The organism is Micrococcoides hystricis (assembly GCF_042434215.1).
GTDB lineage: Bacteria > Actinomycetota > Actinomycetes > Actinomycetales > Micrococcaceae > Micrococcoides > Micrococcoides hystricis.
The window spans coordinates 1-13,044 of the sequence record NZ_JBHLUB010000021.1; the positions used below are offsets into that span (position 1 = coordinate 1).

Here is a 13,044-nt window from a genome sequence, read left to right on the forward strand (position 1 = left end):
AAACCGGTGGCGTGAAGATCCACACCGCTTGAACGAGAGCTACGCGATCAATCTATATGAGGCACAACCCGAGTTACGCGATCAAATTGACATGAGGCACTACGGGAACGTTGCCCATCTTTGCGGCAAACTTGCGTGCGTTGTGATGGTTGTTGCACCAGCAGATCGATTTCTCCGGCATCCGACCACTGTCAGGCGGCCCGAGGGCAGGGCGTAGATATCGATCATAACGCCAGCGCGACATCTCATTGAAACTGTTTCTGGTGAGTGTTGATAGGGTGAGTCAAATTAACAGTCGTTAGATTTTGAAGCCGTGGACTCAAACTCTGAGCGAAACTCCGGCCTTCTGTTCATCTGCTAAAGGATGGCCATGGTTCAGCTTGGTTTCCCTGATCCTTCAAGAGCCGAGGGAGCTAGCAGTTTGCACATCCGATCGCAGCTAATCAAGGGTGAATCTACCTTCAGTAAGACTTGAGTCGAGTTTCATAATTTCCTCAAAAGACGGCCCACTCTTCCTGAAAAGTTCCGAAATCTCCTTCTCTGTTTTCCTTCGTTTCCTCACTGACTCTGATTGGTGCCAGATTCTCGCCAACTTCATCATTTGCTCCCACTCTTGGAATCTAGCCTGTGGAATTTCTAATGCAAATGTCCCCCTAGGCATGAACGATGAGTAGTGCCATTCGTCAAACAACACTTCGATTGCTCTTTTGACGGTTTCTTCAACCTCTTTCCCTTCACCGTCCTTTAGGTACATCGTCCAAATATTGATCTTCCGTAATGTTGCTCCGACAAGAAGCCGGAGTTCGTCAACTTGTTTGTTTCTTATCTCATTGATCTCTTGTTGATATTTCGTTTCATCCAATAATGGTGCTTCGTCATCACTGCTTTCAGGAATGAAATGGTGACTCGGAAAATTGAATTCGCGACCAGAGAACTCCCAGCACTGATTGAAGCCGTCTAGAACCGAAGCGAACGCTTCGATTCGTTGCTTCTCATACCATGACCTGTGCGTTGATTTCGTGCTCAAGTACACGGCAGCTACAGCAACGACCGCAGCTACTACCGCAGAAACTAGCGAGGAAAAGAGACCGTTCCAGAGGTCCGACTCACCTAGTTGCTCCAAATATTGGAGATTCTGAAAATCATCAAGATAAAAAATCAAAGTTGTACCCGTTCAAGATTCATCACATAACACAAAAAGCTCCCGCTGCTGATGAACAGCAGCGGGAGCTTTGAATGCTTGTTAGCTAGAAAGCTAAGCAGCTAAGCAAAAGTGCTTACTTGAGGGTGACGGTTGCGCCAGCGCCTTCGAGCTGCTCTTTAGCCTTGTCGGCTGCTTCCTTGTCAACGCCTTCGAGGACAGCCTTAGGTGCACCGTCAACCAGGTCCTTGGCTTCCTTCAGACCCAGGGAGGTCAGGGCGCGGACTTCCTTGATGACTGCGATCTTCTTGTCGCCAGCGGATTCGAGGACAACGTCGAATTCGCTCTGCTCGTCAGCGGCGCCGCCTTCAGCAGCGCCACCGGCAGCGCCGGCAGCAGCAACAGCAACTGGAGCAGCTGCGGTTACTTCAAAGGTCTCTTCGAAAGCCTTGACGAATTCGGAGAGTTCGATCAGGGACAGTTCCTTGAAGGCGTCAATGAGTTCTTCGGTGGTCAGTTTCGCCATGGTGGCGCTCCTTTTAGGTTTAGCTGAAAACTTGTGTCAGTCTTCGCGTGGATCTTGAAATTTCTTGTGGCCGTTGGGCCGGGTGACCGCCTTGCGGTCGGGTGAAGTTGCGCCGTGCGGCACAGCCTCGGTTGCTTAGGCAGCCTCGTCCAGCTTTGCCCGCAGCGCTTCGGTAACCCGAGCGGTCTGGGACAGTGGGGCCTGGAAGAGTGCTGCGGCCTTGGACAGTGCGCCCTTCATGGCGCCTGCAGCCTTGGCCAGCAGTACCTCACGGGATTCAAGATCCGCGAGTTTCTTGATACCTGCTTCATCAAGTTCGGCGCCATCCATGTAGCCGCCCTTGACGATCAGGTTAGGGTTGTCCTTGGCAAAGTCACGCAGGCTCTTAGCCACTTCCACCGGGTCGCCGGTGACGAAAGCGATAGCCGAAGGGCCGGACATTTTGCCTTCAAAGGCGGAAATGCCAGCTTCTTTAGCTGCGATTTCGGTAAGCGTGTTCTTCACCACGGCGTAGGTCGCGTTCTCACCCATGGAACGGCGAAGAGTCTTCAGCTGTTCAACGGTGAGACCACGGTATTCGGTCAAAACGGCGGCAGAGGAGTTGCTGAAGAGTTCCTTCAGCTCCGCTACCGCGGCTGCCTTGTCCGGTCTAGCCATGGTTCTCCTTCCAATCTGGTATTCACCAGTCGGGAAGTGAAGATTCAAAAGCGTGTGCTCAATAAAAAAGCCTCGCGCAAGTGCACGAGGCTGAATTGCTCTCAACAGAACTTCGTTCTGGAGTATCAGTCTGGTTCACCTGCGTAGGGCACTCATTGAGAGTTTTATAGTGAATTCTCACGTCCGACGGTCTTCGGTACCGTTCAAGTCTAAGCCCACCGCTCCCCCATCACCAAATCGAGGAACGGAGACGCTCGTCACGAAGGCTTGAACTTGGTTTCTCACTCCACATCATAGCGGTAGTCAAACCAACGGGCGGCGAAGTTCAGTCTCAAGGAGCAGTGACCAACGGGCGGCGAAGTTCAGTCTCAAGGAGCAGTGACCAACGAGCTGCTGTGCTATATGGTTGGAGTCATGAAAGTTAATCGGCGGCCGATCAGATTTATGTATGACTATTGCGATCAGCCTTTCTTCGAGCTGGGAGCCCTGGACAGCGAGCCGAACGGCGGGCCTATCGAGTACCTGTACGCAACGGCACCGCAAGAGCTGGTGACCCGTCTTGATGCCTGGGTTCGCTTTATGGATCAGCACTTCGACTTTGAGGCCGGGTTCACTGGCACCGAGGAGCAGCGAAAGCACGCGGATCAAGAATACTTCGCGCTGGCCCAGGGACTCCGTGATGCGGGGTTCACCAACATTCACTTTGACATGTGGTGGTAGGGGAAGTGACCATGAGCATCCCACTAGTCCCATTGACTCCCCTGCAGGTGGTCTTTACTCTGACAGACGATCGGCTGCCCTTTCGTACCAAAAGTTCAGCGGATGACTGTGAGCGGCTGGACGGTGTCCTTCAGTCGATACCCGATCAACTGCTGGCCAGACTCGAGCTGTGGAACAGGCAGACCAATTCGGCCTATAACCGGGATATGGGTTGCTTTGGTTCGAAGGAACGACGTGCTCAGGCCGCGAACGAGTACGCGGCATTGGCCGAGGAATTGTGGGCTCGCCGGTTGGACGTGAGATTGGAGATGTGGTGGTAAAGGATCCTTCCTTCGACCGCTCGGAGAAAGACCAATGGTTGGCCCTCGGCCCGGACGGCTCGGTTTTCAGTGGCCCTCTTGCACTAGGCGATGATCCCCAGGACTTGTCTTCGATCATGGATTGCGACACGACGCATGACAGCGGTTTCATCGAGTTCACCGCGAACTACACGGTATGGCCGTTCAACGAGAACATCACGGCAGAACACCCTGACGCGGACTACGCGGAGCGGATCCCTCCCGAGCTGATAGATCGTCTGCTGCGCTGGGGCACCTTCTTTGTAGATCATCACGGCCTCAAGGGTTTTGAATCCAACCAGCAGCTCCGAGACTTCGATGCGGAATATGTCCATCTCGCTAAAGCACTCGCCGTTCTTGGTTTCCGGTTCAAACTATCCCGATGGTGGTCTCACTAACGCAGCGGTGCCAGTAGGCATGGCAAGAGCCTCGAACCTAGGGGTTGTGTTCGAGGATCTTGCGAGGGGCTGAGCGTTACCGCTCAGCAGTTGGCGACTAGCTTGCTTGCCGGGTTGGCGTCCCGCCCAGAGGTACGTTGCCGTACCGCCCAGCAGGAGGAGCAAGCCTCCAATGACTAGTCCGGTTACTTGGGCACCGGTGGTTGGCAGCGGCGCCGGAGTTACTGGTGGCACGACCGGTGGTGCTGGCTGGCGATCTGCAGAGCAGCATCGGCATTGACGGCCGCTTGACCATCAGCACATGTTTTGGGCGTACCTGATTTTCACTCTCAACAATCAGTTTCTTAAATGCCGCAGGGCGCCACCTCCTCCTGGAGGCGACGCCCTGCTTTGTAAAAGGCTTGCGGAAGCTTAGGCTTCGTCAGCGGCGACCGTGGTCACGTTCGGGTCGACTGGGATGCCAGGACCGAAGGTGGTGGACACGGTGGCCTTCTGGATGTAGCGGCCCTTTGAAGCCGATGGCTTCAGGCGCAGGACCTCATCCAGTGCTGCACCGTAGTTTTCGGCCAACTGCTTCTTGTCGAAGCTGGTCTTGCCGATGATGAAGTGCAGGTTGGCGTGCTTGTCGACGCGGAAGTCGATCTTGCCGCCCTTGATGTCGTTGACAGCCTTGGCCACATCTGGGGTGACGGTACCGGTCTTCGGGTTCGGCATCAGGTTGCGTGGACCCAGCACCTTACCCAAGCGGCCGACCTTACCCATCAGTTCTGGGGTGGCGACGGCTGCATCGAAGTCGGTCCAGCCTTCGGCGACCTTGGCGATCAGTTCGTCGGAACCAACGAAGTCGGCGCCGGCTGCTTCAGCGGCGGCGGCCTTGTCACCGGTGGCGAAGACGATCACGCGGGCGGTCTTACCGGTGCCATGTGGCAGGTTCACGGTACCGCGAACCATCTGGTCGGCCTTGCGTGGGTCAACGCTGAGGCGGAAGGCAACTTCCACGGTGGCGTCATTCTTGGACGGGTTGGTTTCCTTGGCGAGGGCAACTGCCTCGGCCGGGAGGTAGAGTTTTTCTGCCTCAATCTTGGCTACAGCTGCCTGGTATGCTTTGCTGCGCTTTGCCATCTGCTTATCTCCTTGTGCAGTTGTGGTCTATCGAGCCGCGCTGGACTCTGCCACGGGATGAAAATTGTGGTGTAGTGGCCAGTCTTATTCGATGGTGATGCCCATGGAGCGGGCGGTACCGGCGATAATCTTGGCGGCAGCCTGAATGTCGTTGGCGTTCAGGTCAGCCATCTTGGACTCGGCAATTTCCTCAACCTGAGCCTGGGTCAGCTTGGCGACCTTGTCAGTGTGTGGGGTTGCGGAGCCCTTGGTGACACCGGCAGCCTTCTTGATCAGCTCGGCTGCTGGTGGGGTCTTGGTGATGAAGGTGAAGGAGCGGTCTTCATAAACCGTGATTTCCACAGGGATAACGTTGCCGCGCTGGGATTCAGTGGCAGCGTTGTACGCCTTGCAGAACTCCATGATGTTCACGCCGTGCTGACCGAGAGCTGGACCAATCGGAGGTGCCGGGTTAGCGGCACCAGCCTGGATCTGCAGCTTGATCAGGCCGGCGACTTTTTTCTTCGGGGCCATTTACGGATCCTTCTTTGTCAAAAGTTTCCAACCAACACAGGAGTATGTTGACTGGGGTTGGCCGGTGTGGCTCACCGGCCGTCTGGCCACCTGACTGGCAAAGCATCCAGCGCGGGCGGCCAAAGTCTGATTTTTGGTGTTAGATCTTTTGGACCTGTTCGAAGCCCAAGGTGACCGGGGTTTCGCGTTCGAAGATCGTGACCAGTACCTCCAGCTGACGCCCCACGGCGTTGATGGAGGAGATGGACGCTGGCAGGCCCTCGAATGGACCGTCGATGACGGTCACGGACTCGCCAACTTCAAAGTCAACGGAGACGGCCTCTGGGGTCTCTTCCACGATGGCTTCGGTGTCCACGCCCTGCTTGGCCAAGGTTTCTGCTTCAACCTCTGGGGCGAGCATGGAGTAGACCTCATCCAGCGACAGCGGGTTCGGATCGTGAGCGTTACCCACGAAGCCGGTGACACCCGGGGTGTGGCGGACAACGCCCCACGAGGCGTCCGTCAGTTCCATGCGCACGAGCACGTAACCGGGGATGCGCACGCGGCGAACAACCTTGGTCTGGGTGCCCTTGATCTCGGTGGCTTCTTCCATGGGGACCCGGATCTCGAAGATGTAATCTTCCATGTCCTGGGTCTGGATACGGGCTTCGAGGTTCGTGCGGACACGGTTCTCGTAGCCGGCGTAAGTGTGGATGACGAACCAATCGCCCAGCGAGCGACGCAGTGTGGTCTTCAGCTCTTCGAGGGCTTCTTCGACGGTTGGGATGTCCTCTTCCTCAACCTCTTCAACCTCAACCTCGGCCACGGTCTCGTCGGCTTCGTCAGCTTCCGCAGCGTCGGCAGGCTGCTCGGGCTGGGTTTCTTCCAGTTCCTGATCGGACACCGTGTCCCTGCTTTCCTTACGTGGTGGAATGGTGTGGGTGTAGTTCTCGTTGGGCCGGGGCGCTAGCTCGCCGGGTTAGGAGTTCCCATCACCAAAGACGAACGAGGCACCGGTGCCAAAAAGATAATCAAGCAGCGTCACCAGCAGCATGATGATGATCACAAAAACAATCACAACGATGGAGTAGTTGACTAGCTCTTTACGGGTTGGTGTGACAACCTTCTTGAGCTCGTCAATCACCTGCCGGAAGAAGAGTAAAATCTGCGCGAAGAAACCGCGCTTACGAGGCTCGTCACCCTTTTTGGTGCGTTCCACGGCGGTTTGACTCACAGTCAGCCTCACTCAGTATCTTGCGATCATTGTGCAGTTTTCACTGCTGCGGACGGGCCGCTTTGCAGGGCAGACAGGACTCGAACCTGCAACCTACGGTTTTGGAGACCGTTGCGCTACCAATTGCGCCACTGCCCTAGGGGTTGACCCCGGTGCATTTCGCACCAGTGAAATAGTTTACGCATTTTCAGCCAACAAGTCGAACCGGCGTCCTACCGGTTGTTGGAGCGAAATAAACTATGTCGACAGACTACCAAAAAAGGCGGCCACTAAGCCATCCGCGCTAAGCTAGAGAACATGCCTGTACCTCCGCGAATTTCCCAACGCATCGCCTCCATTTCCGAGTCCGCCACCTTGGCCGTCGACGCCAAGGCGAAGGCCTTGAAAGCCGCCGGGGAGCCGGTCATCGGCTTCGGCGCCGGTGAGCCCGATTTCCCGACTCCGGACTACATTGTGCAGGCCGCCATTCAGGCCGCCCAAGATCCGCGTTTTCACCGCTACTCCCCTGCCGGCGGGCTGCCGGAGCTGAAGGAAGCCATCGCGGCAAAGACGCAACGCGATTCCGGTATTGAGGTGGCTAGCAACCAAGTGTTGGTCACCAACGGTGGCAAGCAGGCCGTGTACCAATCTTTCGCCACGCTGCTGGACCCAGCCGATGAGGTTCTCCTACCTGCCCCGTACTGGACCACCTACCCGGAAGCCAGCAAGTTGGCCGGTGGTGTGCCGGTCGAGATCTTCGCCGGACCGGAGCAGGAGTACAAGGTCACGGTGGAGCAGCTGGAAGCCGCGCGCACCGAAAAGACCAAGGTTCTGCTCTTCGTTTCCCCGTCGAACCCGACCGGGGCTGTTTACTCGGCCGAGGAGACCGCGGCCATCGGACGCTGGGCGTACGAGAACAACCTGTGGGTCATCACCGATGAGATTTACGAGCATTTGGTCTACGACGGGATTGATTTCACCTCGATCGTGGCGGCCGTGCCCGAGCTCGCCGAACAGACCGTGATTCTTAACGGAGTCGCCAAGACTTACGCCATGACCGGTTGGCGGGTCGGCTGGATGATCGGCCCACAGGATGTCATCAAGGCCGCGACCAACCTCCAATCGCACGCCACGTCCAACGTCGCGAACGTCTCGCAGATGGCCGCCTTGGCCGCAGTGTCCGGCCCCTTGGATGAGGTGCACAAGATGCGTGAGGCCTTCGACCGCCGACGGAAGCTCATCGTGGCCGAACTCAACAAGGTTCAGGGCTTCGATTGCCCGACCCCACAGGGCGCGTTTTACGCGTACGCCGATGTCCGCGGCACGTTCGGACGCACCATTGGCGGAGTCACCATCAATTCCTCGGCTGACCTTGCTGCGTTGATCTTGGAGCAGGCGAAGGTCGCTACCGTCCCCGGTGAGGCGTTCGGCCCGTCCGGATACCTGCGGTTGTCGTACGCGTTGGGTGATGATGACATTCGCGAAGGCATGGCGCGCATCCAAGAACTGTTGAACAACTAGTCCCACCCTGCCCAACCAGAACAGAGGCCTGAAGCCATGGATAACTTCCTTGCCGGAATTTTCAACTCGATCCGCCGGATGCCCTACCGTCGCGGCCCGAAACGTTGGGTTGGCGGCATTTGTGGTGGACTGGCCGCCCAATTCGGCTGGGACGTGAAGGTGGTGAGGATTGTTGTTCTGCTCAGCTTCATCTTGCCGTATATCGGTGTTGCCACATACCTGATTGCATGGGCCTTGTTGCCCGCCCAAGACGGCTCCATTCCGTTGGAAACAGCCGTCCGAAAACTGAACGCGTAGCCGTACTGGCAACACGCGCTTAAAGGAGAACTATGCGCATTGGTCTGATGACCAGTGGTGGAGATTGCCCAGGATTGAACGCCGTGATTCGCGCGGCTGTGCTAAAGGGCATCAAAGAATATGACGCCGAGATCGTCGGTTTCAAAGATGGTTGGCGTGGCGTTGTGGAGATGGACTACGTGCCCCTCTCACGTGCCGATGTGCGCGGTCTGGCCGGCTCCGGCGGCACCATCTTGGGCACCTCTCGGACCAACCCTGTCACGCACCCCGGCGGTGGTGCTGAAAACATGATCGCCAACTTCGCCGAACACGGTATTGATGGGTTGATCGCCATTGGCGGGGAAGGCACCATGTCCGGAGCCAACGAACTTGCCGAAGCCGGTGTGCCCGTCGTGGGCGTGCCCAAGACGATCGATAACGATTTGGACGGCACCGACTACACCTTCGGTTTCGACACCGCCGTGGCTATCGCAACAGATGCCATGGATCGCTTGCGTACCACCGGGGACTCCCATCACCGCTGCATGGTGGCCGAGGTCATGGGCCGTCACGTCGGCTGGATTGCCCTGCACTCTGGCATGTCCGCCGGCGCACACGCCATCTTGATTCCGGAGCAGCCAGAGTCCATGCAGCAAGTCTGCGACTGGGTCCGTCAGGTCCACGAACGGGGCCGCTCCCCACTCGTGGTGGTTGCCGAAGGCTACATCCCGCAAGGCCACGACGGCCCCATTGCGATCCGGGGTAAACAAGCCGACGGCCGCCCACGCCTAGGTGGGATCGGCGAGTGGCTAGCCGAACAAATTGAAGAAATGACCGGCATTGAAACCCGTAACACCACGCTGGGCCACATCCAACGTGGCGGCGCCCCGACTGGTTTTGACCGGGTCTTGGCCACCCGCTGTGGCATGCATGCAGTCCAGCTGTGTGCTGATAAGCACTGGGGTCAAATGACGGCGCTCCGCGGCACCGAGATTGAACATGTTTCCCTCTCGGAAGCAACGCATACCCTCAAGACGGTGCCCTTGCACCGCTACGAAGAAGCCAAGGTTCTCTTTGGTCGATAACCAGCCGGAAGAGCTGGAGGAGCTCGCACACGTTCGGTCCATCTTGCACTTTGCCTGGGAGCAGGCCATCGTGCAAGAACCGGCGTTGCTGATCGCCCACTGGCACGAGCTGGGTCCGTACCCAGAAATCCTTGAGTACTCGGCCCATCCGGGTTGGTTTGCGCAGGCAGCTGCGCGCCATCACCCAGAAGAGCTTGTGCTCTCCAGCATGCTGGCAGCGCTGGTAATTCCTCGTGGTGGCCGGGTCTTGACCGAGGAACTAATTCACACTCTGGCCGAGCCTCCGGAGTTTGCGTTCTCCGATTCGGTAGCAGTGAGCACCGACCCGAGCCTGCTGACTCAACTGCACGCCCAGACCCCGGCAGATGACGCGGTAGAAGTAGGGACCGCGGACTTAGACCACGTCTTTGTGCTCTGCACCAAAGACGGCAGCCCACTGGCGGTGGCCGGTTGGAAGGTGTTCCAACAAGTGGTCGCAGACATCCGGGTGTTAGTCCCGCCCGCCCTGCGCAACAAGTCGCTGGGTGCCTATGCTGCGGCAGTAGCGATCGGGGAAGCCTACGATTCTGGACTGGTGCCGCAGGCGAGGGTCCGGGTGGGCAATTCGACCGCGTTGAAGTTGGCGAGCAAACTTGGCTTCCGGCTGCTGGGCACCGTTAGCGCAGCATTCCCCGGGGAGCAGACCGGTCCGCTTTAACGCCTTCCGGACGGCCCACAACTTGGCCGGCTTCCGGGCTGACCAGCAACTCTTGGGCGGCCGCGTAACGGGTGGGTTCAGCGCCGTCCGCTTGGACCTCTGAGACGATCAGCTCGGCGGCCGGATCCACATTTCGGCGGATCAGGCCCAACGCGATTTGGCCCATCTCGTGATGGAGCCCAGCCGATGTCACCGTGCCGACCACCCGTTCTTTTTCGCCGACCGCTTGAATGATCTCGGCACCAGAACCGACAAGGGTGTGCTGGCTACCGTCGATGTGCAGGAGCACCAGTCGCCGGGGTGGCCGGCCCAAGTTGTGCACGCGTGCCACGGTCTCTTGGCCCTTGTAGCAACCTTTTTCCAGATGCACCGCGGTGCGGATCCAGTCCAGCTCGTGGGCAATGGTGCGGTCGTCTGTTTCAAAGCCAAAACGCGGCCGGCCCGCCGCGATCCGCAACGCCTCCAGCGAGCTGGTGCCCGCCAGTGTTCGTCCTGTATCCAGCTGTTCACGCACTAAGGCGGCAAATTCCTCTCGCGGCAACAGGTAGTGGAAGAAAACCATGTCTTGGCCGGGGTGTTCAGCCTCCGCCACGGCAGCGTAGCTGTAACCGCCTTCAGCGACGTTCGGCCACGGATCTATCCAGCACGGGTTGTCTGCCCAGTCCGCGACCGCCGCGCAGGTGATCACGGTGGCGTACTGCTCCGTGACATCGGTGATCTCAACCTGCATCATGAACCGCATTTTTGTCAGCCAGTCCACGACCGCGGAGGTTTCCTCAGCTTCGGTCAGTAGCAGGACCCGTTGCTGGGTGCCGACAGCGGTCACTAGGACCTTGGGCGCCATTTCAATGCGGCCTTGGATGTCAAAGAAGAGGGCTTCAGTTGAGTAGGGCAGCTGGTCTTCGCGCAACCAGCTGGTGTTTTCGAACGCCTGCGAAGCCAAGATGTGGAGCATATGCAGGGCTTGTTCACCGGCGAGCTCGATCACGCCACGGTTACTGGCGTCCACTAGGGCGGTTCCGTTGGCCAAGGCTCGCTGCTCCAGTAGCGGCTGACCGTAGTGTTCTGCCACACCGGTGTCGGCCCCGGTCGCCGCAATGGCGCCGGAGGTGGCCAGCAAGGGGGATGTGTAGGTGTCTGTCATGACCTAGGAAACCTTCTTCTTCAGGATGCCGGAGGCGTGTGGTTCGCTTCCCTCAGCGGTGCGCAGGTCCCAACGCCAATACAGGTCGTTGTTGACCAGGCCGTACATGCGGGTGCCGCCCAAGTATTCTTTGGTGTGTTCGCCACGCATCACCGCGTCCGTGACGATTTGGACTTGGGGGCCTTTGACGGCCCCGTAGTACAGCTCCGTCAGACCGCCGGGGTGGGCAACCGTGGCGGTGATATCAAAGCCACCGTCTTGGGTGCGCAGCTTCTCCACGTCTTCGGCGCTGCGGTAGACCGGCACGATGTCTGCCGGGGTCATGCCGGGGCCCACGTCCCCGTCTTCTTGAGGGCGGTCCAACGCCCAGAAACCCACCTCGGTGGCCAGTGGGCGCAGAAGTTGGCCATCTTCTTCGTTCAGCAACCAGCTTTCCGAGCGGTACTCCAGGAAGGGCAGGCCGGTGTCGGTGAAGGTCAGTTTTTGGTGGAAGCTGGCATCCCCTGCCTCCCCCGCGCCCAACCGGCCGGTCCCCTCCCACTCACCGATGAGCCAGTAGAGCGGGACGAGTTCGGGTGTCAGATCGACGGGTAGTTCCATGACCATGGTTCAGGCTCCAATCGGATGGAAGAGGGTGTGCGGTGACCAGTTGTTAAAACACGGACAGCCCCAACGGGTATTTCCGTTAGGGCTGCTGTGTAAAAGATTGTGGTGTTACTTCTGTCCCTTGAACAGGCGGGTAATGACCAGCGCGCTGAAGCCGAGAATTCCCAGCGTGACGAGTACCAGCAGGACGGTGAAGAAGATCTCGAAAAAGGCAACAGACACGGTGTTGTCACTCCTTGGGTCGTACAGCACCACACGTCCGTTGTGTGGGCCGCCTCATTAATGTGCTCGCTTTAACTCTACCCCCGCTCTAGTCGAGACCATAGTTTTATGAACGTGCTAAAGGTCACCCATGAGGGACGAGAGTTCTAAAAGGTGATCAGTTTGTAGAAGCTGCCGGACATGAAGACCTGTAAGTAGAACAGGACCGGTCCCAGCGCACAGATCGGGGTGAGGGCTGCCGCGACCAACGACCGGTTGGAGGGCAGCGCGGCAGAGCGTTCGGCGACGAGCCGGAACACGAAGCCCGCGGCGGCAGTCAAGAGCACGGTCGGCAGCAGCCAGACCCAGGGGATCTGCAGTGCCACCCCAGCAGCGATGCCGACAGCGATGGAGGCGGCCGCACCAAAGCCTTGAGCCACATAACTGAGTTGTCGGGCGACGAAGAATGCCCCCACAAACCCTGCGGCTGCGGTCACGTACACCAGCTGGTGATCTGGTAGCCGGGCCAACACCACCCAGCCGCTGCCCAGTGTGGCCAAAAACGCGGCCGCAGATGTACCGATCAAAGATTGTAGACGGTAGGGCCGACCGGTTCCGCGGAAGAGTTGAACGATGAAGGTGGCGATGACCGCCAACGCCATGATCGGGATCAGCATGCCCAGCCCGCCGTTACCGAAGTAGCTCACCACCGCGGCGATGATGCCTGAGGAGGTGATCACCCAGGCCAGCGTGCGCCTAGCCGGAACCTTCAATAGGTGCGGCCAGCCAAGCCCCAGCAGCAGGGAGGCGAGCGCGGCGTAAGCGGTCGCGGCAATCGGGCCCACATATTGGGTGATGGCCAACAACACGAATGCCAGCGCCAAGCTGATACGCAACCAAGAATCCT

17 protein-coding genes and 1 tRNA gene are annotated in these 13,044 nt (G+C 58.4%); 7 read left to right on the forward strand and 11 right to left on the reverse strand.

Annotated elements, in window-relative coordinates; genetic code table 11:
* Positions 1–439: 439 nt before the first annotated feature.
* From ACFFFR_RS04250 to rplJ, 3 genes are all read right to left on the reverse strand, one after another.
* Positions 440–1,123: a hypothetical protein gene (locus tag ACFFFR_RS04250; RefSeq protein ID WP_377458288.1), complete on the reverse strand. Its 684-nt coding sequence runs from the start codon at positions 1,121–1,123 to the stop codon at positions 440–442.
* Between the two features lie 154 nt (positions 1,124–1,277).
* Entirely contained in the window at positions 1,278–1,667 is a 390-nt protein-coding gene (rplL, locus tag ACFFFR_RS04255) for a 50S ribosomal protein L7/L12 (RefSeq protein ID WP_377458289.1), read from the reverse strand.
* A 135-nt stretch (positions 1,668–1,802) separates the two neighbouring features.
* Positions 1,803–2,324 (reverse strand): 50S ribosomal protein L10, encoded by a 522-nt coding sequence (gene rplJ / locus ACFFFR_RS04260; RefSeq protein WP_377458290.1) that lies wholly within the window; start codon positions 2,322–2,324, stop codon positions 1,803–1,805.
* A 378-nt stretch (positions 2,325–2,702) separates the two neighbouring features.
* Between rplJ and ACFFFR_RS04265 the strand changes: the two genes are divergently transcribed.
* Genes ACFFFR_RS04265 through ACFFFR_RS04275 form a run of 3 tightly spaced genes read left to right on the forward strand, consistent with a single transcriptional unit; the run spans position 2,703 to position 3,780 of the window.
* Positions 2,703–3,044 carry a hypothetical protein gene (locus tag ACFFFR_RS04265; RefSeq protein ID WP_377458291.1) on the forward strand — a complete coding sequence of 114 codons (342 nt, stop codon included), beginning with the start codon at positions 2,703–2,705 and terminating at the stop codon, positions 3,042–3,044.
* An 11-nt stretch (positions 3,045–3,055) separates the two neighbouring features.
* Positions 3,056–3,364: a hypothetical protein gene (locus ACFFFR_RS04270; protein ID WP_377458292.1), complete on the forward strand. Its 309-nt coding sequence runs from the start codon at positions 3,056–3,058 to the stop codon at positions 3,362–3,364.
* Positions 3,322–3,780 carry a hypothetical protein gene (locus tag ACFFFR_RS04275; protein ID WP_377458293.1) on the forward strand — a complete coding sequence of 153 codons (459 nt, stop codon included), beginning with the start codon at positions 3,322–3,324 and terminating at the stop codon, positions 3,778–3,780. Before ACFFFR_RS04270 ends, ACFFFR_RS04275 begins: the two co-directional genes overlap by 43 nt.
* 411 nt (positions 3,781–4,191) lie before the next feature.
* Here ACFFFR_RS04275 and rplA read toward each other — a convergent pair whose 3' ends face one another.
* The 5 genes from rplA to ACFFFR_RS04300 form a co-directional block, all read right to left on the reverse strand.
* Positions 4,192–4,902, reverse strand: coding sequence for a 50S ribosomal protein L1 (gene rplA, locus ACFFFR_RS04280; protein ID WP_377458294.1), 711 nt, complete (start codon positions 4,900–4,902; stop codon positions 4,192–4,194).
* Between the two features lie 84 nt (positions 4,903–4,986).
* Positions 4,987–5,415, reverse strand: a complete 429-nt coding sequence (rplK, locus tag ACFFFR_RS04285) for a 50S ribosomal protein L11 (RefSeq protein ID WP_377458295.1) — start codon at positions 5,413–5,415, stop codon at positions 4,987–4,989.
* Between the two features lie 139 nt (positions 5,416–5,554).
* Positions 5,555–6,298 carry a transcription termination/antitermination protein NusG gene (gene nusG, locus ACFFFR_RS04290; RefSeq protein WP_377458296.1) on the reverse strand — a complete coding sequence of 248 codons (744 nt, stop codon included), beginning with the start codon at positions 6,296–6,298 and terminating at the stop codon, positions 5,555–5,557.
* Positions 6,299–6,373: 75 nt separating this feature from the next.
* Positions 6,374–6,628, reverse strand: a complete 255-nt coding sequence (gene secE / locus ACFFFR_RS04295; RefSeq protein ID WP_377458297.1) for a preprotein translocase subunit SecE — start codon at positions 6,626–6,628, stop codon at positions 6,374–6,376.
* Between the two features lie 65 nt (positions 6,629–6,693).
* Positions 6,694–6,766, reverse strand: a tRNA-Trp gene (locus ACFFFR_RS04300).
* 159 nt (positions 6,767–6,925) lie between these two features.
* Between ACFFFR_RS04300 and ACFFFR_RS04305 the strand changes: the two genes are divergently transcribed.
* From ACFFFR_RS04305 to ACFFFR_RS04320, 4 genes are read left to right on the forward strand one after another with little or no spacing between them, the layout of a single operon-like run.
* Positions 6,926–8,128 carry a pyridoxal phosphate-dependent aminotransferase gene (locus ACFFFR_RS04305; RefSeq protein ID WP_377458298.1) on the forward strand — a complete coding sequence of 401 codons (1,203 nt, stop codon included), beginning with the start codon at positions 6,926–6,928 and terminating at the stop codon, positions 8,126–8,128.
* A 36-nt stretch (positions 8,129–8,164) separates the two neighbouring features.
* Positions 8,165–8,425, forward strand: a complete 261-nt coding sequence (locus tag ACFFFR_RS04310; RefSeq protein WP_377458299.1) for a PspC domain-containing protein — start codon at positions 8,165–8,167, stop codon at positions 8,423–8,425.
* Between the two features lie 32 nt (positions 8,426–8,457).
* On the forward strand, positions 8,458–9,489 hold the full coding sequence (locus ACFFFR_RS04315) for a 6-phosphofructokinase (protein WP_377458300.1): 1,032 nt from the start codon (positions 8,458–8,460) through the stop codon (positions 9,487–9,489).
* The gene (locus ACFFFR_RS04320) at positions 9,479–10,186 is read left to right on the forward strand and encodes a GNAT family N-acetyltransferase (protein WP_377458301.1); all 708 of its coding nucleotides are present in this window, start codon (positions 9,479–9,481) and stop codon (positions 10,184–10,186) included. The genes ACFFFR_RS04315 and ACFFFR_RS04320 overlap by 11 nt, the downstream gene beginning before the upstream one ends.
* Here the strand turns inward: ACFFFR_RS04320 and ygfZ are convergent.
* From ygfZ to ACFFFR_RS04335, 3 genes are all read right to left on the reverse strand, one after another.
* Entirely contained in the window at positions 10,146–11,330 is a 1,185-nt protein-coding gene (gene ygfZ, locus ACFFFR_RS04325) for a CAF17-like 4Fe-4S cluster assembly/insertion protein YgfZ (RefSeq protein WP_377458302.1), read from the reverse strand. The genes ACFFFR_RS04320 and ygfZ overlap by 41 nt on opposite strands.
* A 3-nt stretch (positions 11,331–11,333) precedes the next feature.
* Positions 11,334–11,936 (reverse strand): heme-binding beta-barrel domain-containing protein, encoded by a 603-nt coding sequence (locus tag ACFFFR_RS04330; protein WP_377458303.1) that lies wholly within the window; start codon positions 11,934–11,936, stop codon positions 11,334–11,336.
* A 368-nt stretch (positions 11,937–12,304) separates the two neighbouring features.
* Positions 12,305–13,033 carry a hypothetical protein gene (locus tag ACFFFR_RS04335; RefSeq protein WP_377458304.1) on the reverse strand — a complete coding sequence of 243 codons (729 nt, stop codon included), beginning with the start codon at positions 13,031–13,033 and terminating at the stop codon, positions 12,305–12,307.
* Positions 13,034–13,044: the final 11 nt, after the last annotated feature.

Bases quoted from the DNA above. Each gene is read 5' to 3' on its own strand.
- rplL (WP_377458289.1), bottom strand. From the start codon at position 1,667: ATGGCGAAACTGACCACCGAAGAACTCATTGACGCCTTCAAGGAACTG.
- rplJ (WP_377458290.1), bottom strand. From the start codon at position 2,324: ATGGCTAGACCGGACAAGGCAGCCGCGGTAGCGGAGCTGAAGGAACTC.
- ACFFFR_RS04270 (WP_377458292.1), top strand. From the start codon at position 3,056: ATGAGCATCCCACTAGTCCCATTGACTCCCCTGCAGGTGGTCTTTACT.
- rplA (WP_377458294.1), bottom strand. From the start codon at position 4,902: ATGGCAAAGCGCAGCAAAGCATACCAGGCAGCTGTAGCCAAGATTGAG.
- rplK (WP_377458295.1), bottom strand. From the start codon at position 5,415: ATGGCCCCGAAGAAAAAAGTCGCCGGCCTGATCAAGCTGCAGATCCAG.
- ACFFFR_RS04305 (WP_377458298.1), top strand. From the start codon at position 6,926: ATGCCTGTACCTCCGCGAATTTCCCAACGCATCGCCTCCATTTCCGAG.
- ACFFFR_RS04310 (WP_377458299.1), top strand. From the start codon at position 8,165: ATGGATAACTTCCTTGCCGGAATTTTCAACTCGATCCGCCGGATGCCC.
- ACFFFR_RS04315 (WP_377458300.1), top strand. From the start codon at position 8,458: ATGCGCATTGGTCTGATGACCAGTGGTGGAGATTGCCCAGGATTGAAC.
- ygfZ (WP_377458302.1), bottom strand. From the start codon at position 11,330: ATGACAGACACCTACACATCCCCCTTGCTGGCCACCTCCGGCGCCATT.
- ACFFFR_RS04330 (WP_377458303.1), bottom strand. From the start codon at position 11,936: ATGGTCATGGAACTACCCGTCGATCTGACACCCGAACTCGTCCCGCTC.